This window comes from Pseudomonas sp. LBUM1652 (assembly GCF_059716105.1).
The window spans coordinates 2571738-2596871 of record NZ_CP166804.1; the positions used below are offsets into that span (position 1 = coordinate 2571738).

22 protein-coding genes are annotated in these 25134 nt (G+C 61.2%); 7 read left to right on the top strand and 15 right to left on the bottom strand.

Annotated elements, in window-relative coordinates; all coding sequences use genetic code 11:
• Positions 1-61: 61 nt before the first annotated feature.
• On the top strand, positions 62-202 hold the full coding sequence (locus ACA069_RS11755) for a hypothetical protein (RefSeq protein WP_401270934.1): 141 nt from the start codon (positions 62-64) through the stop codon (positions 200-202).
• 156 nt (positions 203-358) lie between these two features.
• Here the strand turns inward: ACA069_RS11755 and ACA069_RS11760 are convergent, their stop codons facing one another.
• Positions 359-1126 carry an SDR family oxidoreductase gene (locus ACA069_RS11760; protein WP_034152479.1) on the bottom strand — a complete coding sequence of 256 codons (768 nt, stop codon included), beginning with the start codon at positions 1124-1126 and terminating at the stop codon, positions 359-361.
• 22 nt (positions 1127-1148) lie between these two features.
• Entirely contained in the window at positions 1149-2216 is a 1068-nt protein-coding gene (locus tag ACA069_RS11765; RefSeq protein ID WP_497617647.1) for a phosphotransferase family protein, read from the bottom strand.
• 190 nt (positions 2217-2406) lie between these two features.
• Here ACA069_RS11765 and ACA069_RS11770 point away from each other — a divergent pair, with 190 nt between their 5' ends.
• Entirely contained in the window at positions 2407-2802 is a 396-nt protein-coding gene (locus ACA069_RS11770; RefSeq protein ID WP_187680231.1) for a DUF4280 domain-containing protein, read from the top strand.
• A gap of 144 nt (positions 2803-2946) precedes the next feature.
• On the opposite strand, the gene ACA069_RS11775 is transcribed toward ACA069_RS11770, so the two are convergent.
• The 11 genes from ACA069_RS11775 to tssB all read right to left on the bottom strand — a co-directional run bounded on the left by ACA069_RS11775 (position 2947) and on the right by tssB (position 15619).
• Positions 2947-3489 (bottom strand): toxin-antitoxin system YwqK family antitoxin, encoded by a 543-nt coding sequence (locus ACA069_RS11775; protein WP_497617650.1) that lies wholly within the window; start codon positions 3487-3489, stop codon positions 2947-2949.
• 13 nt (positions 3490-3502) lie between these two features.
• Positions 3503-5512, bottom strand: a complete 2010-nt coding sequence (locus tag ACA069_RS11780; protein WP_489880019.1) for a type VI secretion system Vgr family protein — start codon at positions 5510-5512, stop codon at positions 3503-3505.
• Between the two features lie 54 nt (positions 5513-5566).
• Positions 5567-6466 (bottom strand): hypothetical protein, encoded by a 900-nt coding sequence (locus ACA069_RS11785; protein WP_401270945.1) that lies wholly within the window; start codon positions 6464-6466, stop codon positions 5567-5569.
• A 63-nt stretch (positions 6467-6529) separates the two neighbouring features.
• Positions 6530-7168, bottom strand: coding sequence for a YopT-type cysteine protease domain-containing protein (locus ACA069_RS11790; protein WP_497617652.1), 639 nt, complete (start codon positions 7166-7168; stop codon positions 6530-6532).
• Positions 7169-7225: 57 nt separating this feature from the next.
• Positions 7226-9766 carry a type VI secretion system ATPase TssH gene (tssH, locus tag ACA069_RS11795; protein ID WP_187680235.1) on the bottom strand — a complete coding sequence of 847 codons (2541 nt, stop codon included), beginning with the start codon at positions 9764-9766 and terminating at the stop codon, positions 7226-7228.
• Position 9767: 1 nt separating this feature from the next.
• Positions 9768-10793 (bottom strand): type VI secretion system baseplate subunit TssG, encoded by a 1026-nt coding sequence (gene tssG / locus ACA069_RS11800; protein ID WP_497617654.1) that lies wholly within the window; start codon positions 10791-10793, stop codon positions 9768-9770.
• On the bottom strand, positions 10757-12550 hold the full coding sequence (tssF, locus tag ACA069_RS11805; protein ID WP_497617656.1) for a type VI secretion system baseplate subunit TssF: 1794 nt from the start codon (positions 12548-12550) through the stop codon (positions 10757-10759). The genes tssG and tssF overlap by 37 nt, the downstream gene beginning before the upstream one ends.
• Positions 12534-12977, bottom strand: a complete 444-nt coding sequence (gene tssE / locus ACA069_RS11810) for a type VI secretion system baseplate subunit TssE (RefSeq protein WP_497617658.1) — start codon at positions 12975-12977, stop codon at positions 12534-12536. The genes tssF and tssE overlap by 17 nt, the downstream gene beginning before the upstream one ends.
• A gap of 15 nt (positions 12978-12992) precedes the next feature.
• Positions 12993-13490 (bottom strand): Hcp family type VI secretion system effector, encoded by a 498-nt coding sequence (locus ACA069_RS11815; protein ID WP_007911046.1) that lies wholly within the window; start codon positions 13488-13490, stop codon positions 12993-12995.
• A gap of 74 nt (positions 13491-13564) precedes the next feature.
• Positions 13565-15046, bottom strand: a complete 1482-nt coding sequence (gene tssC, locus ACA069_RS11820; protein WP_187680239.1) for a type VI secretion system contractile sheath large subunit — start codon at positions 15044-15046, stop codon at positions 13565-13567.
• A gap of 30 nt (positions 15047-15076) precedes the next feature.
• Positions 15077-15619, bottom strand: coding sequence for a type VI secretion system contractile sheath small subunit (tssB, locus tag ACA069_RS11825; RefSeq protein WP_249486702.1), 543 nt, complete (start codon positions 15617-15619; stop codon positions 15077-15079).
• Between the two features lie 227 nt (positions 15620-15846).
• On the opposite strand from tssB, the gene ACA069_RS11830 reads away from it, so the two are divergent.
• From ACA069_RS11830 to tssA, 5 genes are read left to right on the top strand one after another with little or no spacing between them, the layout of a single operon-like run.
• Positions 15847-16293, top strand: coding sequence for a type VI secretion protein (locus ACA069_RS11830; protein ID WP_187680241.1), 447 nt, complete (start codon positions 15847-15849; stop codon positions 16291-16293).
• A 46-nt stretch (positions 16294-16339) separates the two neighbouring features.
• Positions 16340-17671, top strand: a complete 1332-nt coding sequence (tssK, locus tag ACA069_RS11835; RefSeq protein WP_401270965.1) for a type VI secretion system baseplate subunit TssK — start codon at positions 16340-16342, stop codon at positions 17669-17671.
• A gap of 18 nt (positions 17672-17689) precedes the next feature.
• Positions 17690-18454: a DotU/TssL family secretion system protein gene (locus ACA069_RS11840; RefSeq protein WP_401270968.1), complete on the top strand. Its 765-nt coding sequence runs from the start codon at positions 17690-17692 to the stop codon at positions 18452-18454.
• Positions 18451-22272 carry a type VI secretion system protein gene (locus ACA069_RS11845; RefSeq protein ID WP_497617662.1) on the top strand — a complete coding sequence of 1274 codons (3822 nt, stop codon included), beginning with the start codon at positions 18451-18453 and terminating at the stop codon, positions 22270-22272. Before ACA069_RS11840 ends, ACA069_RS11845 begins: the two co-directional genes overlap by 4 nt.
• The gene (gene tssA, locus ACA069_RS11850; protein ID WP_497617664.1) at positions 22269-23351 is read left to right on the top strand and encodes a type VI secretion system protein TssA; all 1083 of its coding nucleotides are present in this window, start codon (positions 22269-22271) and stop codon (positions 23349-23351) included. Before ACA069_RS11845 ends, tssA begins: the two co-directional genes overlap by 4 nt.
• Here the strand turns inward: tssA and ACA069_RS11855 are convergent.
• Positions 23348-24316 (bottom strand): 2-hydroxyacid dehydrogenase, encoded by a 969-nt coding sequence (locus tag ACA069_RS11855; RefSeq protein WP_187680246.1) that lies wholly within the window; start codon positions 24314-24316, stop codon positions 23348-23350. The genes tssA and ACA069_RS11855 overlap by 4 nt on opposite strands.
• Before the next feature lie 172 nt (positions 24317-24488).
• Positions 24489-24872: a tautomerase family protein gene (locus ACA069_RS11860; protein WP_497617666.1), complete on the bottom strand. Its 384-nt coding sequence runs from the start codon at positions 24870-24872 to the stop codon at positions 24489-24491.
• Positions 24873-25134 lie beyond the last annotated feature (262 nt).

Consider the following 25134-nt stretch of genomic DNA (forward strand, 5'->3'; position numbering starts at 1 on the left):
CCCGTTGCGTCACTCAATAGCACCCGAAGGGCGCAAGTCCCGGGTTGAGCGGGTTGTGCGGGTGGCTGATCTGGTCGCCACGGCGGTGTCGCCCGTGGCGGTGGCGGTGGCGGTGGCGTTGCTGGCGGGCGCGGAGTGTCTGGCCTTGCGATGGCTCTCGGTGCACTTTGGCGGGCAATTGCCGAAGGTGCTGAATGCCTGATCCAGAATTAGCAGACTCTTGTGGCGAGGGGATTTATCCCCGATGGACTGCGCAGCAGTTCCCAACTTTTAGGGACCGCTACGCGCTCCATCGGGACGGTGCGACGTTTCGCTAAATCCCCTCGCCACAGGTCAGTCTTGGGTCAGGAAAAGGGGGTCAGGACAGGAATCCACCGTCCACATTCAACGCAACACCCGTGGTATAGCTCGACGCATCACTGGCCAGGTACAGCACCGCTCCAGCCATTTCACTCGGATCGGCCACACGCTTGAGCGGAATCTGTGTCAGCGCCTGTTTGAGAATCGCGTCGTTCTTCACCAGTGCCGAGGCAAACTTGGTGTCGGTCAAGCCCGGCAGCAAGGCGTTGCAGCGGATGCCGAACTGCGCGCATTCCTTGGCGAAGACTTTGGTCATGTTGATCACCGCCGCTTTGGTCACCGAGTAGATGCCTTGGAAGATGCCCGGCGAAATACCGTTGATCGACGCGACGTTGATGATGCTGCCGCCACCGTTTTCGCGCATCAGCTTGCCGGCTTCCACGGACATGAAGAAGTAGCCACGAATGTTCACGTCGACGGTCTTCTGGAACGCGCTCAGGTCAGTGTCCAGTACGTTGCAGAACTGCGGGTTGGTCGCGGCGTTGTTGACCAGGATGTCGAGACGGCCGAACTGTTCTTTGATCCCGGCGAACACCTGGCTGATCTGCTCCATCTCACCGATGTGGCAGGCAACCGCAGTGGCCTTGCCGCCAGCCGCGATGATCGCGTCGGCGACGTGCTGGCAGCCGTCGAGCTTGCGGCTCGAGACGATCACGTGGGCGCCTTGCTGGGCCAGCAGTTTGGCGATGGCTTCACCGATGCCACGGCTGGCGCCGGAGACGAAAGCGATTTTGCCGTCGAGGTCGAACAACTGAGTCTTGGACATAAGGGTTCCTTGGTGTGGGCCGTCAGAGGCTCGATTTCGCAATGACCTGCAAGCTCATCTGCTCCAGCAGTTTGTTCATCTGAATGAACTGCGCGAAGCGTTTGTCCTGGGTCTGGCCATGGTAGAAGCGGTAGTAGATCTGCTGCACGATACCGGCCAGGCGGAACAGGCCGTAGGTGTAGTAGAAGTCGTAATTGTCGATCTGGATGCCCGCACGTTCGGCGTAGTAGTCGACGAACTCGCGGCGAGTCAGCATGCCCGGGGCGTGGCTCGGCTGGCGGCGCATCAGTTGCACCGGCGCCGGGTCACCGGCCTCGATCCAGTAGGCGAGGGTGTTGCCCAGGTCCATCAGCGGATCGCCGAGTGTGGTCAGCTCCCAGTCGAGCACGCCGATGATCTGCATCGGGTTGTTCGGGTCGAGGATGACGTTGTCGAAGCGGTAGTCGTTGTGGACGATGCTCGAGATCGGATGGTCGGCCGGCATCTTGTCGTTGAGCCAGGCTTTGACCGCTTCCCAGTGCGGCGCGTCCGGGGTCAGGGCTTTTTCGTAGCGTTCGCTCCAGCCTTTGATCTGGCGGGCGACGTAGCCTTCGGGTTTGCCGAGGTCACCGAGGCCACAGGCCTTGTAGTCGACTCGGTGCAGTTCGACGAAGCGGTCGATGAAGCTTTTGCACAGCGCTTCGGTTTTCGCTGAATCCAGACCCAGTTCCGGTGGCAGTTCCGAGCGAAGAATGATCCCGTTGACCCGCTCCATCACGTAGAACTCGGCGCCGATCACCGCTTCGTCGGTGCAGTGCACGTAGGCTTTCGGGCAATACGGGAAACCGTCGCGCAATTGATTGAGGATGCGAAATTCACGGCCCATGTCGTGGGCGGATTTGGCCTTGTGGCCGAACGGCGGCCGGCGCAGAACGAATTCCTGCTCCGGGTATTCGAGAAGGTAAGTCAGGTTCGACGCACCGCCGGGAAACTGGCTGATCGCAGGCAAGCCGGTCAGGCCCGGTATGTGTGCCTTGAGGTACGGATCGATCAGGCTGGCATCGAGTTCTTCGCCAGAGCGGATACGGGTGGACTGGTCAGTAAGCGCCATGCTTATCCCTTCTGCTTATTTTGGAGGCCAGACATCATTGGCTAATCTAATGGCGCGCTACGGTGCTCACAAGCGCGGGTCGGTCTTATAGGTTAGCGTGTTGCCGGATAATCACCTTTGGGAATGTGCAGGGCGGGCCACAGCAGACTAAGGTTTAGCGGGTATGCCGTGTCCAACAAGGAGTCGGGAAATGGGCTGTCCGCAAGTCTGTGCCACTGCCACATTGCAATGCAGCTTCGGTGCCGCTCCGTCGATGCTCAATGTGCTGCCGGTCAATCGCACGCTGACTGGCGGGATGCCTGCAGCGAACATCATGGATCACATCCCCTTGGTCAATATCCTGCCGTTCGGCGTGTGCACGAGCCTGGCCAATCCGATGGTGGCCGCCGCCACGGCGGCTGCGCTGGGAGTGTTGACGCCAATGCCGTGTATTCCGGCGACGGCCACACCGTGGATTCCCGGCGGCGCACCGACGTTGTTGCTCGGGGGGATGCCGGCGATCGATGCCAACAGTACGTTGATGTGCACCTGGGCGGGGGTGATCAAGATTGTCGTGCCGGGGCAGATGCAGATGTTGATTCCCTGAGCCTTGTGTTGAATGTGACGGCCTCTTCGCGGGCAAGCCCGCTCCCACAGGGTTTTGCGGTATCAGTTCGATTGTGCGTACAGCACCGGTCACTGTGGGAGCGAGCCTGCTCGCGAAGAGGCCAGTGCTGCCAATAGAGAACCATCAGGCTTGCTGCGGATCCGCCCAGCGCTGATACCACCACCGCACCCGCGAAATCGGCTTGCCATCGGCCCCCAATGGCCGGCCATCCTCGGCAAACCCTTGCTCTGGCTCCATCAACTGCCCATTCACATACCGCGCCTCCACCGCTGTTTTCCCGTTCGGATGAAAGCGCTGATAGCGCCCCTCACGCACGCCATCCCGATAAAACTCGGCCTCCGCCACTTGCCCATCCGGAAAATAATTCAACGCCTCGCCATGCAACAAGCCGCGCCGATACGTCGCCTTGCGCTGTAAAAAGCCCTCGGGCGCATAAAAACTCGCTACGCCTTGCAGCTTGTCCCGCACAAACGGCATCTGCGCCGAAACCTTGCCGTTGGGGTGATAGAGCAGCGACGTACCCTGCAACTCGCCCTGGCTGTACTGCAAATCCGCCTGTTTGCGCCCGTCATCCTTGATGTTCAACGGGCCCTCGAGCTGGCCATCCTGCAAGCGCCCCTTGAGCTGCTTGTCACTCTGCTGCAAATCCAACGGTGTGATCGCCATGACTTCTCCTTGTTCAGTTGACCTGCACCAGACCGCCCTTGATCGTCAGCATGCCGCCGCCATCGACGGTCTGTGAGGCTGCGCCCTTGTTGGTCAGGCTGATGCCAGCGTCGTTGGTCAGCGTGGTGCCGGCCTTGTTGTCCAGTGAAGTGCCGGCCTGATTGGTCATGGCGGTGCCGGCATTTTGGGTGATTGAGGTGCTGGCCGAAGTCGCCAGATCGGCGCCGCTCTTGATCGTGAAGCTGCCACCGCTTTGCAGGGTCAAAGTGCCGCTGACTTTGATCGTCAGGTTGCCGTCCACCGTCAGGCTGTAATTGCCGGTGACCTTGTCGGTGTAGTTGCCGCCAGTGCTGTGGTTCTGATCGGCACCGACTGTCACCGTGCGGCTGTCCTTCACATCGAGGCTGTCGCTGCCGGTCTGAATCGTCACGCTGCGTTTGCCTTTCTCCAGAGTGACGGTCTCATCGCCGTCCTTGACCGTGCGGGTGCGGGCATTCTGCACCGTGAGGGTTTCGTCATGGCCGACGGTGGCAGTGGTGTCGTTGAGCACGTTGATATTCAGATCTTTCTGCGCCTGCAAAAACACCTCTTCGGCGTCTTTTTTATCCTCGAAGCGCAACTCGTTGAAGCCGCCGCCGCCCTTGGACGACTGAGTCTTGATCCCGGACTGGGTCTGATTGGCCGGCAGGGCATAGGGCAGGGCGTTATCGCCGTTGTAGACGCAACCGGTCACCAGCGGCCGGTCCGGGTCGCCATCGATAAACGTAACGATGACTTCCTGGCCGATACGCGGGATGAACTGCATGCCGAAGCCCTTGCCACTCCACGGCAACACCACGCGTACCCAGCAAGAGCTGGTTTCATCGTTCTTGCCATCGCGATCCCACGGGAACTGCAACTTGATCCGGCCGTACTCGTCGGTCCAGATTTCTTCGCCGGACTTACCCACCACAATCGCGGTCTGCGGGTGCATGCGCGGTTTTGGCGTCAGCCGTTGCGGGCGAAACGGTGTGGCTTTGGGGATGGCTTCGAAACGGTTGCGATAGTGCTCATGGCTGACGTCGTGGGTGACTCGCGTCACCAACCAATCGATGTTCAGACTGGCATCGTCATGCCCGCTGAGGGTGAACCAGTGCCCCGGCACCAACCAGCGACAGTCGCTCTCACCGACAAAGCGTTTCTCTTCGCTGCGCAAGCCGTCGACCCGCTGCTTGGTCAGCGTATCGCCGCGCGCCTTGGCGTTGTAACCGCCCGGATGTTCGTACATGGAAAGTGGCCCGGCCACCGCTTCTGCCTGGTCGTACAGTGAAGTGGTCGGCGTGGTGAATTCATAATCCGTCGCCCGATACACCCCGGCCACCGCTTGCAGGCAGACCTGCCCGGAACGGATGCCGTGCAACTCACGCTGACCCAATCCTTGCCCCAGATACGTGACTGTCGGCCCGTTGGGGATCGGTACGAAGGCGTCGTTGCTATCCCCCAACACCAAGGTGTGCTTGCCTTCATCGTGGGTGAAAAACCAGAAAATCCCTTCCTCCTCCAACAACCGCGAGACGAAGGCAAAATCGGTTTCAGCGTACTGCACGCAGTACTCGCGTGGGGTGTAGCTACCGGTCAGGGAGAGTTTGAAATCGGTAAAACCGTGAGCCTTGAAGATCGTGGTGACGATGTCTGAAGTGGCGAGATTCTGGAACACGCGGTTGTTGCTGGCCAGGGTCAGCCACCACAGCCATGGTCTTAGCAGCAACTGATAGCGCTCGGCAGTCGCATCGGCGGGGAGTTGGCGAATTTCCGCAACGAGCGCGTCGAACGGGCGCAGTTGCGCGTCGTTGTGCAGGGTGGTGGTGACATGGGTGGCAACGGCGCTGGTCAGGGTGAGAGACGTGCCGTCATTCAGACCGTTGAGGGTTTGTGCGCCGAGCATGTTCAACGTTTCGTCGCCGGACAGCGACTCAGGGTAAAGCGCCGACAGCGAAGTGGCGGTCAGAGACAGGCTGGTGTTGCTGTCGGTGGAGCGGGGCATCGAACGTCCTCGCAAGCGTCTTGGATGGGAAGGGCTGGCAATGGTCGCTCCGGACTATGCGCCTCTGGCGGCGAAGGTCACTCGGGCTTCAGGGAAGTGTCGTGCCAGCGACTGCGCAAAAGCCTGGTCGGCGCCATTCAGGGTTTGCGAATAGGTGATTTCCCAACTGATCGACTCATCTGTGGTTGTTATCAGTTTGGCAAGTTTGCCCATGCAACCCTCTTTATAGAGATGTGCACCCAACCAGAATCCTGAAGACGCGTCGGGACATGGCATGCGCGTTATAAACAGTTCGATATGCGAAATTTTTTCCGGGATCTGTGTGCACAGAGAACTCCAGGCCCGTATGAAATTCTCTTCCGCATGGCCGCCCAACGTGTTGTCGACTTTCGGCGAGGTATATTCCACGGGGTAAGTCAGTGAGCGTTTTTGCAACGCAATGTATTGTTCTTCAGCCATTGCCGAGATCATTTTCGAGTGCGCCCCCGCGTCATATTTTCTCTCCATTTCGCGAGTGGCAATCAAGCGTTTGCTTTCCACGTTGGCCAGTTGCTGTGCTTTGACTTTCCTGACTGCGCCGTCGTAGTCATCCAGCCCATATGCCAATCTTTCTCGATGCAGCATCAGCGCTTCATGTTCGTAACTGACCTGACCGGACTTTACGGCCCGGTGCATGCCTTCCCAGTAGTTATGCTCAAGCTTTGCCGGATGCTCATGGATGATCTCCAGCTCTTTCCTCACGTTGGCCCTGACCGGTGGAATACGCGGTGCGGGGTCGAGTTGCAGAACCGTTTCGCCCATCATCGGCGGGGTGGCAGGTGTCTCATAGCTGTTGTTATGAAACGTCACCAGGTAGGTGTCATTGCGATTGACTCTGCAGACGCCACCGACATGGTTCTTGTCGTGTTCTGCCTTGGACATTTCTGCGGTGCACAACGTCAAAAAAGTAGTCATGTCAGGGCCTTGATGAAGTGATTTCAAAGACGATGCATGGAAACGCTCGTGGCGCCTTTTGCGTCAGCTGAAACCCCATATCCGATAACCTTTCGACAGACCCTGACCGTATGCTGCTGCCACGGCGGTCATGCACAGCGCGACGCCCTCACTGCCTTCCAATGAGAACTCGCCGAAATTGGGGTCGAAAAAGAAACAGCTGCTGCTCTTGCCGAAGAATGCCCAAGGCCTGAAAAAGGCCACCGAGTGCCCGCCCAGCGTGCCTTTGATCGACAAAATGAAGTAACGGCAGGACGACGTCAGCACGACCTCGCCGATGGATTTTCCGGCCGCGGCGAAGCTTTGAAAGGCTTCCGCTTTGTGGCTGGCCAGTGTTCCCACGCCACCTGTTCTCAGTGCCGTCAACGTTGCCGGTGAGGGCGACTCCGGCGTGTCGCCACTGATGTCCACGTAGTCACTCTGAAAGTCTGAGGCTTGCCGTGCGGTGTGCTGCTCATGCAGCAAGCCGGTTTTCAGCGTCGGATCGACAATTTCCTTGAGATAGTCGTTGCCTTTTTTCTTGGCGATCAGCCATGCGGTGCTGACGCCGCGACAGATGCCATCGCGATTGTCGCCAACCAGTAGCAAGAAGCTGGATTGGCCAAAGTTATAGACGCCTGCGCCATGTCCCGCAATCTTGGTACAAATAGCTTCGTAGCTCATGTTGCCTCCTTGGTTCCAGCCACACGCCTGTGCCAGGTGCCCCGTGGCTGTGCCGGACTACTCCAACACCCACTCCGCCAACTTCCCCGTCACCTGCGTCATCAACACATTCTCGACATCCCGCGCACCCGCCGCGCTGCATTTGGCGAGCACCGCTTTGACAATTCCCGAATCGAACTCGAACTGTTTGCCCGTCGCCGCCTTGTAGCGGCCACGCAATTTCTCCAGCTTCGCCAGCACAATCCCTTCCAGCGTTGCCTCATCCAGTGGTCGATAGGCAACCACGGTCATGCGCGCCAGAAACGCCGGGCGGAACGCTTGCAGCAAGACTTTATGCAGTGCTTCGTTGAAGGCCTCACTGCCGAGTTGTGCCACTGGTGTATCCAGTAAAAGCTCAGCGCCGACGTTGCTGGTGGCCAGCATCACGGTGTTCTTGAAATCCACCACCAGCCCCGTACCGTCCTCCATCAAGCCCTTATCGAAGACGTTGTAAAACGCCTCCAGCACGTCCGGATGGGCCTTTTCGATTTCATCGAGCAGCACCACCGAATACGGTTTGCGCCGCACCGCTTCGGTGAGTACGCCGCCACTGCCATACCCGACATAACCGGGTGGGGCGCCTTTGAGTTGGCTGACGGTGTGCGCTTCCTGGTATTCCGAGAGATTGATGCTGATCAGGTTGCGTTCGCCGCCGTACAACGCATCGGCCAGCGCATAAGCCGTTTCGGTTTTGCCGACGCCGGTGGGGCCGACCAGCAGGAACACCCCGACCGGTTTTTGCGGATCGGTCAGCCCGGCGCGATAGGCCTGCAAGCGCTGGGCGATGGTATTGAGCGCGGTGCTCTGGCCCATCACTCGTTGGCCCATGCGTTGTCCCAGAGTGCGCACGGCGTGGGCCTCGTCGGCGAGCATTTTGCCGACCGGAATACCCGTCCATCCGGCAATCACAGCGGCGACGGTTTTCGCGTCGACCTGTTCCGGCACCAGCGGATCGTCCTGGCGGATCGCATCGAGTCCGGCCTCAAGGCGCAGCAGTTCGCCAGCCAGATGATCGATACGGCTGTCGGTGGTTTCATCGGGTTTGTCACTGTCGGCACGCTCGCTCAGGTCGAGCAGTTCGCGGCGGGTGTCGAGCAGTTCGCGCACAGCCACGCGCTCTTCGCCCCAGCGGGTTTCCAGTTCGCGGATCGCTTGCACGTTAGCGCTGGATTCGGTTTCAAGCAGGGTGATGCGTTCGCGGTGATCCAGGCCGGTGGCCTGTTCGCGGCGCAAGCGTTCGACTTCATCCTTGAGGCTGTTCTGCCGGTGGCGCAGGCTTTCCAGCGGTGGTGGCACGTCATGCTGGCCGAGGGCGACCCGGGCACATGCGGTGTCGAGCACGCTGATGGCTTTGTCCGGTAACTGACGGCCGGAAATGTAGCGGTGCGAGAGTTTCACCGCTTCGTGGATCGCCGCGTCGAGCACTTGCACACCGTGGTGCTGTTCGAGTTTGGCGGCGACGCCTCGGAGCATTTCCACGGCTGTGGTTTCGTCCGGCTCCTCAACCTGCACAAGCTGAAAGCGGCGGGCGAGGGCGGGATCTTTCTCGAAGTATTTTTTGTACTCCATCCAGGTCGTCGCGGCGAGGGTGCGCAACTCGCCACGGGCCAGCGCCGGTTTCAGCAAGTTGGCTGCATCGCTGCCGCCCTCGGCCCCGCCTGCGCCAATCAATGTGTGGGCTTCGTCGATGAACAGGATGATCGGTTTGTCGGCATTGCGTACCGCGTCGATCACGCCTTTGAGCCGCTGTTCGAACTCGCCTTTGACCCCGGCGCCGGCCTGCAAAAGACCGAGGTCGAGCACCCGCAGACTGACTTCCTGCAACGACGGCGGCACGTCCCCGGCGGCGATGCGCAGGGCCAGGCCTTCGACCACAGCGGTTTTACCCACGCCCGGTGCGCCGACCAGGATTGGGTTGTTCTGGCGGCGGCGAAGAAGAATATCGATGCACTGACGGATCTCGCCGTCGCGGCCTACGATCGGATCAATGCGTCCGGCGTGGGCGTCGGCGGTCAGATCCTGGGTGTATTGATCGAGTACCGAGTCCTGCCTTGGCGCTGGATTGCCTGAGGATGACGCACGCGCACCGACATGCTCACGAGATTTTTCCGTCCACTCCAGCAGATTCGCACGCAGGGCTTCCTTGGGAATTCGCAGCAACGAGGACGCACTGTTAAGCAACAAACTGCGGCGCTCGTCGCGGTCTATCAACGCCAGCAAGAGCAGCCCGGAACGAATGCTGTCGATCCCCAACACACTGGCCTGCACCACCGCATCTTCCAGTAACCCCAACGTGTGCGAAGACAGTGCCGGCGTGCGCGTGCTACCAGCCTTGAACAGCTCCAGAGCCTTGTTGATTTCCGCCGTCAGCGCATCACGTTCCAACCCGAACCGTGGCAACAGAAAGGCAAAATCACCGCCCTCGATGTCGAGCAGCTCCAGCAGCAAATGCTCGATTTCGACAAAGTGATGCCCACGTTGCAAGCAGCGTTGCGCGGCGCGTTCGAGGGCGCGGCGGTTGTCCGGGTTAAGGCGTCCGATCAGGCTGGCCAATTCCATTTCAGGTGATCTCCGGCTGACGAAGACGGGTTTCAATGCGCTGCACGGCGAGGCTGGCCTGACGTTGCAAACCGCCGTTCCAGCTCACCAGTGCCGGCGCCTGACGACTGAGTTTCATCGGCCCGGCACCGCGTATCAGCAGCACCAGCGTCACGTCCAGGTCCGGGCCGAAATACAGCGCGGCAAGGCTGGCCAGTGCCGGATGGGCCTCGCCGTCCGGCAGGAAACGCCCGGCCTGTGCCGAGGGCAGGGGCCCGAGCGTGAGGCGAATGCCGGCGTGTTCATCCCACACTCGTGTACCGGCGACGGCGCTGCGCCCCAGTTGCAGATTGCGCCCGCCGGGCTTGATGACGCTGCGGCTCGTGCGTGGAATCTCGCGCCAGGCGCCTTCGTAGGCGCTCAGCTCGACCGGCACGGCAAACTGCTCGCGCACAATCGCGGCGAACCCGGCCAGGGAGCGGCGGCCATCGGCAAACAACGCTGTGCAGGCCAACACTGCGCAGTCGGGAACCGCTTGGCGTTCTTGTAAAGACTTGGGCAGCAATCCGGTCAGCGCGCGCAGTTGCGCCTGTACCGGCGACGCGCCCGGTGTGACAAAACCGAGAGCGATGCGGTGTTTGCGCATTACCTTGTAGAGCAAACTGAGCAGGCGATGCTGGAACAGATCGAGAAATTCTGCCGGCGCATGATCCTTGGCCCGCGCCCGTTGTTGCAGCCATTCCTGATACGCATAGGGCAGGGGGCCGTCGGGGCCGCCGAGACCGAAGATCGGTGTATCGAGGGTCAGCGGTTCGCCCGGCACCTCGTGCAGGCCTTCTATCTGGCTGGCGGCGAACATCGGCGTCAGTGGGCCGCGCAGTTTCAGCGCTTCCGCTTGCGGTGCGGTGCCGCTGCCCAGGGATTGGGCTTGCGGTTGCTCGCGCTCGAGCAGCAGCAACGCCTGCAACCACTCGAACGCTTGCGGATCGCGGCGCAGACGCTGGCTCAGGGTCAGAGCGACAGGGGCATGCCGGCTTGGGGTTGCCATGCCTTGATCTCCTTGTCTTCCTGCATCAGCACCGTGCGCACAAAGCGATTGGCCGTGGCGTACACCGAAAAGAACTGCGCCAGCACCGCTGAAAACAGTACCGCGCTGCTACCGACAAAATGCTGTGAATCGAGCTGCAATTGCACTTCAAGACCATTGCGCCAACCGCGCCAGGCGTCGACGCCGACATGGCCGATGACCCGTTCGCAGCTCAGACTAAACAGGCCTTCGATCTGGCGCAAAGCGCTGCTTTCATCGCGCAGGTTATGCAGATGCAGGATCTCCTTGAGGGCATCGAGCGCCTGCGGCCCTTCGACCAGTGACAGATGATTGAGGGTCAATTGCGAGACCAGCCGCCAACGCGAATCACCGTCCAGTCGCGGCAAGCTTTGCGGGCTCGGCGAGTTGCGCAGGCGGGCCCAGGCCACCGGGCCGGGACGCTCGAAACCCAGCGGGGTACCGGCGGGCAGGCTCTGGGCGAGGTGCCGATTGGTGCATAGCAATTCGGCGGTCAGGCTGTAATCGGGCAGATCGGTTTGCGGTTCGAAACGGGTATCGACCACGCTCACCAGCAGATCGCTGCCGAGCCGGTTCGGGGTCATGCCGCTGACTCGCCGGGCATGCCAGTAACGTTGTTGATCGCCGCCGCTGTGCTGACTGCCGTAATAGGCGGGTAGCCGCTGCACGCCGGCGCCGGAACTGGCGCGCATGCCACGAATGCTGTGGATTTCGACGCTGTTCTCGCGATGGCTGTCGGCGATCAGGCGGTACTCACTTCGGGTGCCGTCCGGGCGCAGGGGCTCGGAGGTGCGCGGAAACAGGTTGATCACCGGCGCGCAGCCCAAAGCAATGTCACTGGCCTGCAAATGCAAGCGACTGGTCGGCGCACGGTCGAAAACGATGTACAGATACAGCGTCGGGCTGTCACTGGCGACACCGCTCAGCGGCAGATCGAAAAAGTGGAATTTATCCGGGAAGGCGAAGTACTCGGCCAACAGACGCATGCCCGGATGCACGCCGTCTTCATCGGGCAACATGACTTCGTCATCGCCAAAACCGACAATTTTCGGCAAGCCTTTCAGTGCAATCGGCACACTGCCCGGCGACCCTGCCAGCACCTGCACCGCATGGGCGCCGAGCAGGTCGTAAAGACAGGCATTGACCACCGGTGACGCGGCCAGGTGGATGCGCAATTGCTCAATCCCAAGTCCTGCCCATTGGCTTTCGCCAAGGCAGCGCAGGCTCAGGCGCAATGCCGAGCGCGATTGCGCGACACCGGTCAGCGCCTGCGCTTCATCACTGCCGAGCAACAGCGCTTCGCTCACTTCGATCGGCCACAGACACACGGCGGCCGAGGTACGAAAGTGGATGCTCTCGCCTTTGCTGGTGGTCACGAACAGCGGCGTGTCGCGGGGCAGGGGATAGCCCTCGTCGAGGTTGCCTTTGCTCGGGTCTGGCTCGAACTGGACAATCGCGCAGGACGGCAGCGGGCGCATGGCCAATGGATACAGCTGCTCAAGCAGCGCATCGCTGAACTCGGCGTAATCGTCATCGAGCCGTCGTTGCAGACGCGCCGCCAGCAGGGCGAAACCTTCGAGCAGACGTTCGACATGCGGGTCGGGGCATTCGCCGGGGGACAGTTGCAGGCGCCGCGCGACTTTCGGATAGCGCTCGGCAAACTGGCCGCCGGCATGCCGCAGCCAGGTCAACTCCCGTTGGTAGTAGTCGAGCAGTTGCGGGTCAATCGAGTCGCTCATGGCGCACCTCCAGCCCCTGACCGCCGGGCTCGATGACAAATGCCACCGGCCAGTGCTGCTCGCCACTGCGCATCTCGCCGACCAGGCGAATGCTCATTTTCTGTGGTTGCTCGGGCAAGGGATTGACCTGAACTTCGCCCAGTTTCAGGCGTGGTTCGAAATGGGTAATGGCTTCGCGGATGTCCCGCGCCAGGCGACGGCGATCATCGCTGCGTTGCTGTTGCAGCGCACTCCAGTCGGCGATGCCGTAGTCGATTACGCTGGGTGGGTCGGTCAGTGCGCGCGGGCCACGGCGGGTGTTGAACAGGCGTCCGAGCTCGGCGTGCACCGAGTCGAGCAAGTCCTGCCGATCGAACTCCCGCGTGCTCTCGGTCTCGCTGGAGGCGAGGCGTTCGAACAGCGGCGGGAGCATGCCGGTGCCTGCCATGGCCGTCGCGCCGGGTTAGCTGACGAGCTTGTTGGCGGCCATGTCCCACGTCGACGCGGCGGTGCCTTCCTTGGTGCCGTCGTCTTTCTGCGCGGTGAGTTCCCATTTGATCTTGGTGAAGTTCAGCGAAACGGTTTCCACCGGTTTGCCCCCGGTACCCCCGCTGACGCTGACGTTCGACAGCACCACGTTGGTCAGGGTGTAGACGATGAACGGCATCAGTTGTCCGCTGCCTTCGGCGGCGTTACGCCCGATGGTGATGATGGCTTCGGGGATCGGTTTGCCGGCGCAGCAGTATTCGTTGAGGGACGGTGTCGAGCTGTCAATGAACTTGGTCACGGTGAATTCGCCGACGTGGGGTTTGCCGGAGGTTCGCTCCGAGTTGCTGACGTCGTTGGTCACCTGCATCGCCACGTTGTGGCTGTAGGACATGACTTCGATTTTGTCCGCGAAGCCCTCGAGCAGGCTGTCGCCTTTGATGTCGCCGCCGAGGTCGAGAATGATTGCATCCATCGCTTGAAACTCCTGAAAGGTGTCGCGCTAGATAAGGGAACAGCCCCCGCCGTACGTCGGCGGGGGCGAGCAGGTCAGGCCGCTACCGGTGGTGGCAGGGTCGCGACCAGGCGGATCGACGCCGTCAGTTCCTCAAGCTGAAAGTGCGGCCGCAGGAACACCGTGGCCCGATAGGCGCCCGGCTTGCCGGGGACTTCGGTCACGTCCACTCGCGCTTCGCGCAACGGGTACTGCGCCTTGATTTCCTGCGGCGCGTTGTCGTTGATCAGCACGTAATCGGCGATCCAGTTGTTGAGGTAGGTCTGCACGTTGTCGCGGGTCATGAAACTGCCGACCTTGTCGCGCATGATCACCTTCAGGTAATGGGCGAAACGCGAGGCGGCGAGCACGTACGGCAACATCGCCGAGATCCGCGCGTTGGCGTTGGCCTCGTTGGTGTTGTAGACCTTGGATTTGTTGGTGGTCTGGCCGCCGAAGAACACCGCAACGTCGCTGTTTTTCTTGTGGCACAGGGCGATGAAGCCGAGGTCGTTGAGCTCTTTTTCACGGCGGTCGGTGATCGCCACTTCGGTCGGGCATTTGAGCGACAAGTCGCCGGAACTGGTGCGGAAGGTATGTGCCGGCAGGCCTTCGACCGCGCCGCCGCCTTCAGCGCCACGGATCGCCGCACACCAGCCGTACTTGGCAAATGCTTCGGTAATGCGCTGCGACAGGGCCCACGCGGCGTTGCCCCACAGGTATTTGCTGTGGTCGGTGCCGTTGACGTCCTCGACGTAGTTGATGCCTTCCACCGGCGACGTGTCCGGGCCGTAAGGCAGGCGCAGGAGGAAATGCGGCAGCACCAGCGACACATAGCGCGAATCTTCACTCTCGCGGAACGAGCGCCACTTGATCAGCTCCTGGCTCTCGAAGACTTTCGACAGGTCACGGGGTACGGCCAGTTCAGTGAAGCTGTTCATGTCGAACAGCCGTGGGCTGGCGGCGGCAATGAACGGCGCGTGGGCCGCGGCGGCGACGTTCGACAGTTTCTCCAGCAGGCCGATGTCCTGCGGGTGCCGACCGAACGTGTAGTCACCCACCAGCAGACTGAACGGGTGGCCACCGAAGGTGCCGTATTCCTCTTCGTAGATCTTCTTGAACAGCGCGCTCTGGTCAAATTCGACGGCTTTTTCCAGGTCGTTTTGCAGCTCTTTCTGCGTGACATTGAGCAGACGCAGTTTCAGCCGGGTGCTGGTCTCGGTGTTTTGCACCAGCAGATGCAGGCCACGCCATGAGGCTTCAAGTTTTTGCAGGTCGGGGTGGTGCAGCACTTCGTTGAGCTGGGCGCTGATCAGCTCGTCGATCTGGCTGATTCGGTCGTTGATCATCGCCACGGTGTCCTTGTCGATGGCCATGCCTTCGTCAAGCACCTGAGTGGCAAATTCCGCGAGCATGTCGCGGGCGTAATCCTGCTGACTGTCATCGTGGGCCATGCGGCCGTCGAGGATGATCTGGTCGAGCAGTGAAAGTGTCTCGGTTGTACTGTCGCTGGCTTGATTCTTAGCGGCGGCGGGCATGACGAATTCTCCCCTCGGTTAATTGGACAATCAGGCTTGCGGTTCGGCCGGGGCCTCGGCATCAGCTGCCGGGGTAGCGGTGTCTGGGCGAGCCGATTTGATTTCCTGCAAGCCTTCGGTGTTGGCGATCACGTCGCGCAACAGCTTGTCCAGGTCATCGTTGCCGTCGAGTTTGGTCAGCAGGTCACGCAGGCGCTGACGGGCCTCGAACAGACGACGCAGCGGTGTGACTTGCTCCACCACCTTGACCGGATCGAAGTCATCGATGTGTTTGAAATTGAGTTCGATGTTGAGCTTGCTGTCGTCGCCACTGAGGGTGTTGTTGACCTGCAGCGTTGCGCGCGGGGCGATGGAGGCGAGCACCTCGTTGAAATTGTCTCGGTCGATTTCGGTAAAACGCCGTTCAGTCAGCTTTGCCAATGGCTCAAGCGGCTTGCCGGAAAGGTCGGCGAGGATCCCGACCACCAGCGGCAATTCCTTTTTCTCGATGGCGTTGCCGATTTCGACGTCGTAAGTGATTTGCACTCGGGGCGGGCGTACCCGGTCGAGTTTGTGCTGAGTACTTTCTGCCATGACGGCGGACTCCGATGCGATGGGCGGGGGCAATGCATCGGGGAGGCCCGTTCATCGCTTTCCCTTGCTGGACCGTAGGTTAGAAAGGGAGGCAGATGACCTGTCGTTCCTTTGACAAACCTTCTTGATTCGGCTGTAGGAACCGAACTACCCAAGACGCTAGAACAGGTCTATAAAAAAGCAAGCAAAAACATTTTTCGACAGACTCGAGAAAAGGAAAATTCATTTTGTCTGGACGACTTTTTCTAACGTTGGCGTTTGCGCTGCTGGCGGGCTGCTCCTTCTTTGGGCCGAAGGTGGATCTTGACAGCCTGACCCTCGACGTCGCCCCCAAGGCGAATGACGACACGCCGATTGCCGTGGACTTCATTGCCGTCAACGACCCTGACCTGCTCAAGCAACTGTCCGGCATCAGTGCCAGCCAGTGGTTCGCCGGGCGCGAGCAGTACCAGCGCGACTATCGTCAGTTGATGAGTGTGTGGGGACTGGAGCTGGTGCCGGGGCAATTCATCGACCGCCAACCCTTCCCGCTGGAGGGCAAGAAGGCTGCTGGACTTTTGGTCTTCGCCAGCTATAACACACCCGGAGCACACCGATTACGCCTCGATGATCAGCGCGAGGCATGGCTGAAATTCGACAGTCGCGAGATGAATCTGGTCAGCCGGGAAAACTGAAAAACACCGCTCGCCGCCGGCTTGCGGCAGGGTCGAAAGGAGTCGTATGAGTCTGCTACCTGACGCGGTTTGCTGGCACGAAGGCATGCAATTGCTGCCGCAGCATTTTCAGTTGCAGGGGCTGCGCGCCGAAGCGCTCGGCGCGCATCTGGCGCAAGCCTGCAATCCGTGGTTCTGGGGCGTCAGTCATATGGAGTTCGACCCTTCGGCGCTGAGCGCCGGGGTGGTGCGGGTGTTGTCGTTGCAAGGGACGATGCCCGACGGCTTGCCGGTGGATTTGCAGGCCGGTGTCGGGCCGACGCTGGAACTGGACGTCAGCGCGGCGATCGACACCACCGACGATGCCACCGTCACCGTGTTTCTGGCGATCAGCCCGATGTGGCGCGCCGGGCAACTGCTGCCGCTCAAGGGGCGGATGCAATCAGTGGTCGGCGACGCCTTACCCGATCTCACCAGCGGCGAATTCCCCGAATCGATCACCGTATGGCGACCCAATCCTCGCCTGTGTACGCAACTGAACAAGGCCGACTCGATCTGCCTGCCGCTGCTGAAAATCCGCAAGGAGGGCGGCGGCTTTCTGCCGTTGTCCTATACACCGCCGACACCGATCCTGTTGCCGGAATCCGCACTCGCTCGGCGCATCGCCGGGCTCTGCGCGCGGGCGCGGGAGAAGTGCCTGTTTCTCGGCGGCCGCTTGCGTCAGGCGCAACAGGCCGGCAACCAGGACGATGCGCTGGAAATCCGCCGTCAGTTGACCGCGTTGTGGGCGCGTCTGCCGGAAGTCGAAGGCACGCTGAACAGCCGCATCGCTCATCCGCAAACCCTGTATGTGCAATTGCTCGGCATGGCCGGGGCTTGGGCGGCGCTCGATCCGCTGGCCGGCGTGCCGGCGTTTGCGCCGCTGGATTTCCTTGAGTTGCAGCGCGGCTATGACGCGGTATTGCAATGGCTGGAAACCACCCTCGAACTGATCCGTGCCGGCTATCACAGCCTGCCGTTCGAACGCAGCGAACAGAGCTTTTCGATCCAGTTGCCGGACGAGCAGCCGAGCCAGCGTCTGGTCATCGGCCTGCGCATGCCCAACGGTGCCAGCGAGCAAGCCGCGCTTGACTGGCTGCGCGGCGCGATCATCGCTTCGGCGCCGCACATTGCCTTGCTCAGTCGTCAGCGCATGAGCGGTTTGACGCACCAGGCCATGAGCCGCAGCGAGCAAGTGGCCTACAGCGTCGGCGATGACACGCGACTGTTTGTGGTTACCGCCGAAGGCGCGTGGTTCGACGCGCAACTGCCGCTGATGATCGCCGCGCCTGCTGCGAAGCTGACCAGCAGTCCGTGGCAAGTGGTGCTGTTTGTCGCCCAGAACAGTGAAAGTGCCTGATCACACAAGGAACGCCGTATGTCGCAAGGAAGTGCCGCAAGCCTGGGGTTGCAGGACGCACCGTTGAGCAGCGCGTTCCGCCAGACATGGCAGCAATGGCAACAGGACTGGGTGCAATTGCCCAAGGACAGCGAGGACGAAGCGGCGCTGGTCGAGACTGTGGTCGAGCTGTCCACCCAGGCTTCACAACGCTTATGGCGCACCGCGTATTCGCGGGTCGGTGACTCGGCAACCGAACAGGTCAAGGCACTGGTTTATGCGTTCGTTGCACTGGTCGACGAAACCCTGCTGTTCACGCCGTGGCCGGGGCAGGGCGCCTGGCAGGATAAGCCGCTGGAGTCGCGCCTGTACTCCAGCCGTCAGGCCGGCGAGCAACTGCCGGCAGCGATTCAAACCCTTCTCGACGAACAACAACCGACCACCCGCGATCTGGCCAACGTGTATTTGCAGTGCCTGATTCTCGGTTTCCACGGCCGTCTGCGCGGTGAACACAGCCAGGCGCAACTGGAAAAATGGCGTCTGGCGCTGTTCAACTTCGCCTGGCAAGACGAAGCCACCTATGCCGACGTCAGCCGCCGGTTGGTACAACCCTCGCTGGCCACACCGTTGCAGTTGCCGGTACGCACCGCGCTGCCGGATGGCTTTCGCCTGACCCTGGGCATTCTCGCCATGGTGTTGCTGTTGACTGCGCTCGGGCATTGGTTGTGGCGTGACATCGGCCAGGAGCTGGCGCCGTTACTGCAAAGCGGTGAGGTGCAGAGTGCGCCGGAGCAAGACTCATGAGCCCGCTGACGATCGTCGCATGGGTCGTCGCGTTACTGTTGTTGCTGGTGATCATCGGCGTGGCGGTGTGGTGGTTGCGCACCCAGAGCGGCGCGGCGATCCGCAGTTTCTATGCGTCCGTGCGCCATATGGAACGCGACCAGGGCAACCTCGACCGCTATCAACTGCCGTGGCTGCTGATGCTCGGCGACGAAGTGCAGGGCACACAACTGGTAACGGAGTGGCGCCTGCAGCCGACCGACAAACCGGCGTGGTTCGGGCGCTGGTGGTCAGACCCCGAAGGCGCAGTACTGGTGGTGCCGCAGGCCTTGTTTCTGCCGGATGACGGCATGCATTTACAGCGCGGCAGTTGGTGGCGGCTGTTGGGCCTGATCCTGCGGCTACGCAGCAAACGGCCGCTGGACGCGGTGATTTGGACTGTACCGGCCAGTCGGCTGAGCAATCTTGAGCAAGCAACACAGTTGGGGCTGGCCGCGCGTCGGCGCTTCATCGACCTGCTGCAACGCTTCGGGCTAAGCGTACCGGTGTACGTGATTGTCACCGGTCTTGAGGAGTTGCCGGGGTTTCAGGAACTGATCAGCGCCTTGCCGGAAGAGGCCCGCGAAGCCACGTTGGGTTGGTCGTCACCCTATGCGCGCGATGCCGTCTGGCAGGGCCAGTGGAGCGATCAGGCACTGGATCGCCTGCACCGGGCTGTGGCTGAGGCGGTGATCGAAATCGGCACCTTGTCCGGGCAGCTGAGTGCGGATTTATATGCCTTGCCGGATCGTCTGGAGACCTTGCGCCGCGGTTTGCAGAACGTGCTGGAGCCGGTGTTTCAGGGCAATGCGCAAGGTGAAGCGCCGTGTTTTCGCGGCGTGTATTTCACCGCCAACGTGGCCGGTGAAGAGGCGCAGGACGGTTTTGCCGTGGACGACAGCGGCTTGCAGCGCAGTGCGTTTGCCCGGCAGTTGTGGCGCCAGCGCCTGGTTGGCGAGCGAGGTCTGGCGCACAGCGTGCCGCGCCTGTTGCGTCTGCGCCAGCGCTGGCAACGGCTGACTGCGGGGATCGCGCTGGTGGTGGGGGTAGTCTGGGCGGTGGCGATGCTGTGGGTCTGGCAGGCATCGGTCAAGGATGCCCACGAACTGGCGCGGCAGATGCAGGGCGCACAAAAAGGCTACGTGGCGATCAGCGATGAGGCGCAGCGGATCGACTCGACCCGGCGCAACGTGCAGACCTTCTGGCGGGTACTGGAACGCGCCCCGCACTGGAACTATGCCTCGCTGGTTTTCCCGACGTCGTGGTTTTCCTCGCTCGACAACCAACTCGAGCAGGAAGTTTTGCAGTCCACTCAGCGCCATATGGTGGTGCCGTTGCATGACCTGCTGAGCGCGGAGCTGGCGCAAATCAAGGCGATCCGCAGCACCGACCGGCGCAGCAGTGTCGAAAGCGACGACCCGGCGCAGTGGCAGAACTATCTGAAAGCGACCGATCTGGTGGATCGGGCGCTGCGTCTGGAGCAGCAGAACCAATTGTTCAATCAGGTGCAAAACAATCAGCGCACCCCGCTGGACGATTTGGTGCAACTGAGCAACAACGCGCTGTCGCTGAATCTCAATACCGGCACCTTGCCCTATGCGGCTTACTACAATCGGCTGCTGGTGGCAGGGGAAGACGGCAGTTTGCAGGCGCTCGACCTGAGCGTCGACCGGCCACTGATCGTCAGTCATTTTTCCGGATTGATGCAGCGCTGGCTGGATCAGTATTTTCTCGCCGACAACTTTGTCAGCAAGGCCGGTTATCTGAAGTTGCACCTGGATCAACTGGAGGCCGGCAGTGGCAACAGCCTGCGCGATCTTGAAGACCTGACCGCGCTGGTCGACGACCTGCAAGCGGCGATTGCCCTGACCAATGCGACGTGGAGCCGTGGCAAGGGGCAGGAATTGGTGCCGGGTTATGGTGATTTCCTGTCCAAAGTGGGCAAGAGCACATTGCTGGGCGCGCAAGTCCAACAAGACCTCGACACGCAAGCGTCACGCTTGCAGCAGAGTTTCCGCGATCAATGGATCGCCCAGATCGGCTCGCGGGACAACCTGCTGGTGCAGCAAGCCAGCGGGCAACTGGTCTTGCAAGATCAAGTGGTGAAGCTCGATAGCGCAATACAGGCGCTGTTCAAACGTGACTTCGTTTCGGTCGCCCTGCGTGCCAGCGAAGACAACGTCAATATGCAAGGTCAGACCGTGGACGGCGATGACCTCAATGAATCGCTGAAGTATTTCGCCGACTACAACAGCTACATCGCCGAAGAACTGCCACGCATTCCGCCGGACTATCGTGTTGCGGTGCTTAAAGCCGCCGAGCGTGCCGCGGCCCAGGTGATGTGGTTGAGCCTCAAGGATCACAACGATCAGACGCATCCTTACGCCGTGTTCAACGTTCAGGCCGAGCAAGCCATGGACTTGCAGAAGGCCTTCGTCGAGGTGCATCGCCCGGACCTCGCCACGCGCCTGCAAGCGGCCCTCAATCGCCGTGCCATGGCGCAGATTGTCGGTGGTCTGGATGAAATCACCGCGCAACCGCTGTTCGGCGGGCGTGCCGAAATCAGCCAGTGGGACGGTTCGAAAAACCTCGGCCTGGAACTGTTCGGCGCCAGCGATGTGCAGGATCTGAAGCTGAGCCTCAAGCAGCAGTTCAACACCATGCTCGGCATCACTGAACGACGGACGTCATCGTTGCAGTGGCTGATGACGCAGCAGCCCAATCTGTCGGCGCTGGATTATGAACGCGTGACGCAGTTCAGTGCGCTCAACGACGAACTGCGCAAATACAAAGAGGCCAACCCGGCCAGTTCGCCAGCGCAGATCGAGCAACTGGTCAGCCGCGATTTCATCGAAATGGACGTCAATTCCTGCCTGCAAATGTTGCAGACCGCCAACGTTGCGGGGGGACGCGGCACCCTGGCGATGCGCGCGGTGGAGTTGCAACAGGAAGCCATGCAGCGTTGCCAGATGCTGCAAGTGCAACAGGCCGCCGCGGCGTGGAATGAACTGGCCAACTACTTCAATCAATATCTGGCGGATCGCTTCCCGTTTGCCAACGGCGTGCAGATGCAGGACGCCGACCCGGCGCGGGTTGAGTATTTTCTGCAGTTGATCGACAAACGTCTGCCGGTCGCTCAGGCCGGTCTGGCCACCAACCAGACACCGGAACGCCTGGCGGCGGCGGATTTTCTCAACCGCCTGAAGCAGGCCAGCACCTGGTTGACGCCGCTGTTCGTGCGCGACAAGAGCGGCATCCTCGGGGTCGAGCTGGACGTGCGCTGGCGCACTGATCGAGATGATGAACAGGGCGCCGATCAGGTGATTGCCTGGGGCTTGCTCGCTGGCAATCAGCAGATCAGCTATCCGGCAGCCGAGCAACCGAACCTGCGCTGGATGGTCGGCCAACCCATCCGCCTGACCCTGCGTTGGGCGCGCAACGGCAAGGAGCGTCCGGTCAATGATCCATTGCAACCGAATCTGGTGGTGCGTGATCTGGAGGCCGGTTGGGAGTACGGCGGGCCGTGGTCGTTGCTGCGCCTGATGCGCGCGCATTTCTCGGTGCAGCGTCAGCCGAACGTGGATTACACCGATTTCCCGCTGACATTGCGTTTGCCCGTGACCGGCTCGCCCGACAGTGTCACCAGCGACTTCACACGAATGTTCGTGCGCCTGTCGCTGATGAGCCAAGGCTCAAAGCTGCCGCTGTCGATAGCACCATTGCCGACTCGCGCGCCGCGTTCGCCGTTTCAGGTGACCGGCAGTACAGCCGCTCTTGAATCGCAGAAGGAGGACTTGTGAGCCTGCCATCGACTACGTTGCCGGACTTGATTGACCAGTTGCTCACGCCGATCAGCGCGGAGGCGCCTTGCGGCGTCGATCTGCGTTATGAACGCGAGTTCGACCAATTGCGCGACCTGCGTCGTGAAGACGACGCCAGCCTGCCGACCGGCGTCTGGCAATCGACGCTCAAGCGCGCGAACTGGCCGGACGTCGAGAAACTGACCACGACTTTGTTGCTGGAACGCAGTAAGGATCTGATGCTCAGCGCCTGGCTCGGCGAGGCGTGGCTGCACCTGCAAGCGGTGGACGGTTTGCCCGGCAGTCTGGCGCTGGTCGCCGGTTTGTGTGAGCGCTTTCCCGAGCACCTGCACCCGCAGGCCGAGGATGGCGACCAGTCGTGGCGGGTGATTCCGCTGGAATGGCTGGTGCGCCGGTACAGTGAAATATTGCTCACTCGGGTGCCGTTGTTCGGCAGCCGCAACAGCGATTTCGAGGCCTACACCCTGGAAGTCTGGCGGCGTTTGCAGGTACAGCAGGTGCAGGCCAACGACAGCAAGAACGCCAAGACCTCGGCGGAAACTGCGCGCAATGAACAGAAGAAACTCAACGAGCAGATCCGCGCCACGCCGCTGGCCTTCTGGCTGCGCACTCAGGGCAATCTGCTACTGAGCCTGCAACACCTGCAACGGCTCGACACCTGGAGCGATGCCTTTCTGGGGGCTCTGGCGCCGGGGTTGCGCCCCCTGCAGGACACCATTCAGGCGTTGCTGAAACTGGTCCAGGAGTTTATCGCCATGCACCCACAACAACCGGCACCGCCACCCCCTCTGTTCGAAGCACCCGTTGCCGTCGCGCAGCCAGAAGAAACTGCGCCGGTGGCCTTGGCCTTTCGTGAACCGGCCAATCGCGAAGAGGCGTATCGTCAACTGCTGCTGATCGCCGAATACCTGGCGCGCACCGAACCCCACAGCCCGGTGCCGTACCTGATCCGGCGAGGGGTCGAGTGGGGCAACAAACCGCTGAGCGAATTGCTCGGTGAGCTGATCAGCGCCGACGCTGAGTCGCGGCGCTTGTGGACATTGCTCGGCGTACTTTAGTGCACGCGCTGGCTGCTGAGTTTTGGCGGTAACTGGATCGGCGTAAGCACCGGTTGCCCGGAGAAGAACGCCACCAGGTTTTTCCCCACCAGCTCCACCGTGCCTTGCGTGGCTTCCGGCGAGAGACCGGCAACGTGGGGCGTGAGCAGCACATTGCTCAGGGCTTTCAGCGCCTGCGGCACTTGCGGCTCATGGTCGAAGACATCCAGCGCCGCACCGGCAATGCGCCGCTGCTCAAGCGCGGTTATCAGATCCGCCGTGGCAATCACACTGGCCCGGGCGATGTTGACGATGAAACCTGTCGGGCCGAGCGCATCGAGCACCGCACGGGTCACCAAATGCTGAGTGCCGATTCCGCCCGGCGTGGCGACGATCAGGAAGTCCGAGGCCCGCGCCAGTTCCGTCGGTGTCGAGCAGAACGCGTAGGGCACGTCGTTGCGCACCTGGCGGCTGTGATAACTGATCTCCATATCGAAACCGAGGTTGGCGCGTTTGGCTATCGCCAGCCCAACCGCACCCAGCCCGAGAATGCCAAGGCGCTTATTGGCCAGCGACGGACGCATGATCTTCGGCCATTCGCCCCGACGCACAGCGGCATCGCAGTGCGGAATATCCCGAACCAGCGCCAAGAGCATGGCCATCGCATGGTCAGCCACCGACGAGGCGTTGACCCCGGCGCCGTTGGTCACAGTAATTCCCCGGTCGCTGGCGGCTTGCAGGTCGACATGTTCGTAACCGGCGCCAATCACCGTGATGATTTTCAGTGAGGGCAGGGCGGCGATTTCGTCGGCGGTCAGGCCCAACGGGCCACGGGTCAGCACCGCGTCAATGCGCGGGCCATGGGTGGCGATGGCTTGCGCGCGTTCGGCAGGCGTGGGGGCGAGGATCAGGTGAAAGCCCTGATGCTCGAGAATCGGCAGGTAATCATTGATGGTTTCAACGAGTACCAGAACGGTTGCGGGCATTGCGCGGCTCCTGTGATCGTTGTTGGTTCGGTCGCGAAAGTCGTTGCAGAGTGCTCATTCCAGAGCGGTTTGGCAATGGCCGGACGTTGCTCCGTTCCAGCAGTGTAGGAGCTGTCGCGGGGAGCGCGCGGGCGCTTCGTCAGAAGGCTTTCGTGAAGCTTGGCTCAGCAGATCACGTGACGTACTGCGCGATGCCATTGCCGAACGACCAGTTCTCTTTCTTCACTTCCACCAGATTGATGAGCACGTCCTCCAAGCGCACCGCCAGTTGCGTGTGCAAGCTTTCGGCGATGGTTTTGAACAGCAGTTGTTTCTTCTCCACGGTGCGCCCTTCGCTGATGGTGATCTGAATGAACACCACGCCATCGCTGCGCGGGATGCCGAGGTATTGCGGGTCGTAGATCAAGTGCTGACTGTCGTGTTCGGCGAGGATCTGGAAATTGTCGTGCTCTGGCACATCAATCGAACTGCGCAGGGCGGCGTAGATGAGTTCGCCGACGCGCTTGGCGAAGGTGGGGTCGGGGTTTTGTCTGATGTCGACGCGAACGAGGGGCATGGGCAGAGACTCCGCGGGGCAGGGGGACTCATTCACGCTAGACCATTTGGGGCTGATTTGAAGTATCCGGTGCCTGGGTGGACGTCATCGCTGGCAAGCCAACTCCCACAGGGATTCGTGATTTGGCCACGATTGCGTGAACAGCGCATAACCCTGTGGGGGCGGGCTTGCCCGCGAAGAGGCCGGCAGCCTTCACAAAGCACAACTTTTTTACAGCAATCTGTCAGGCGATTCGTCATGTTCTTGGGTTGATAAACGCAAT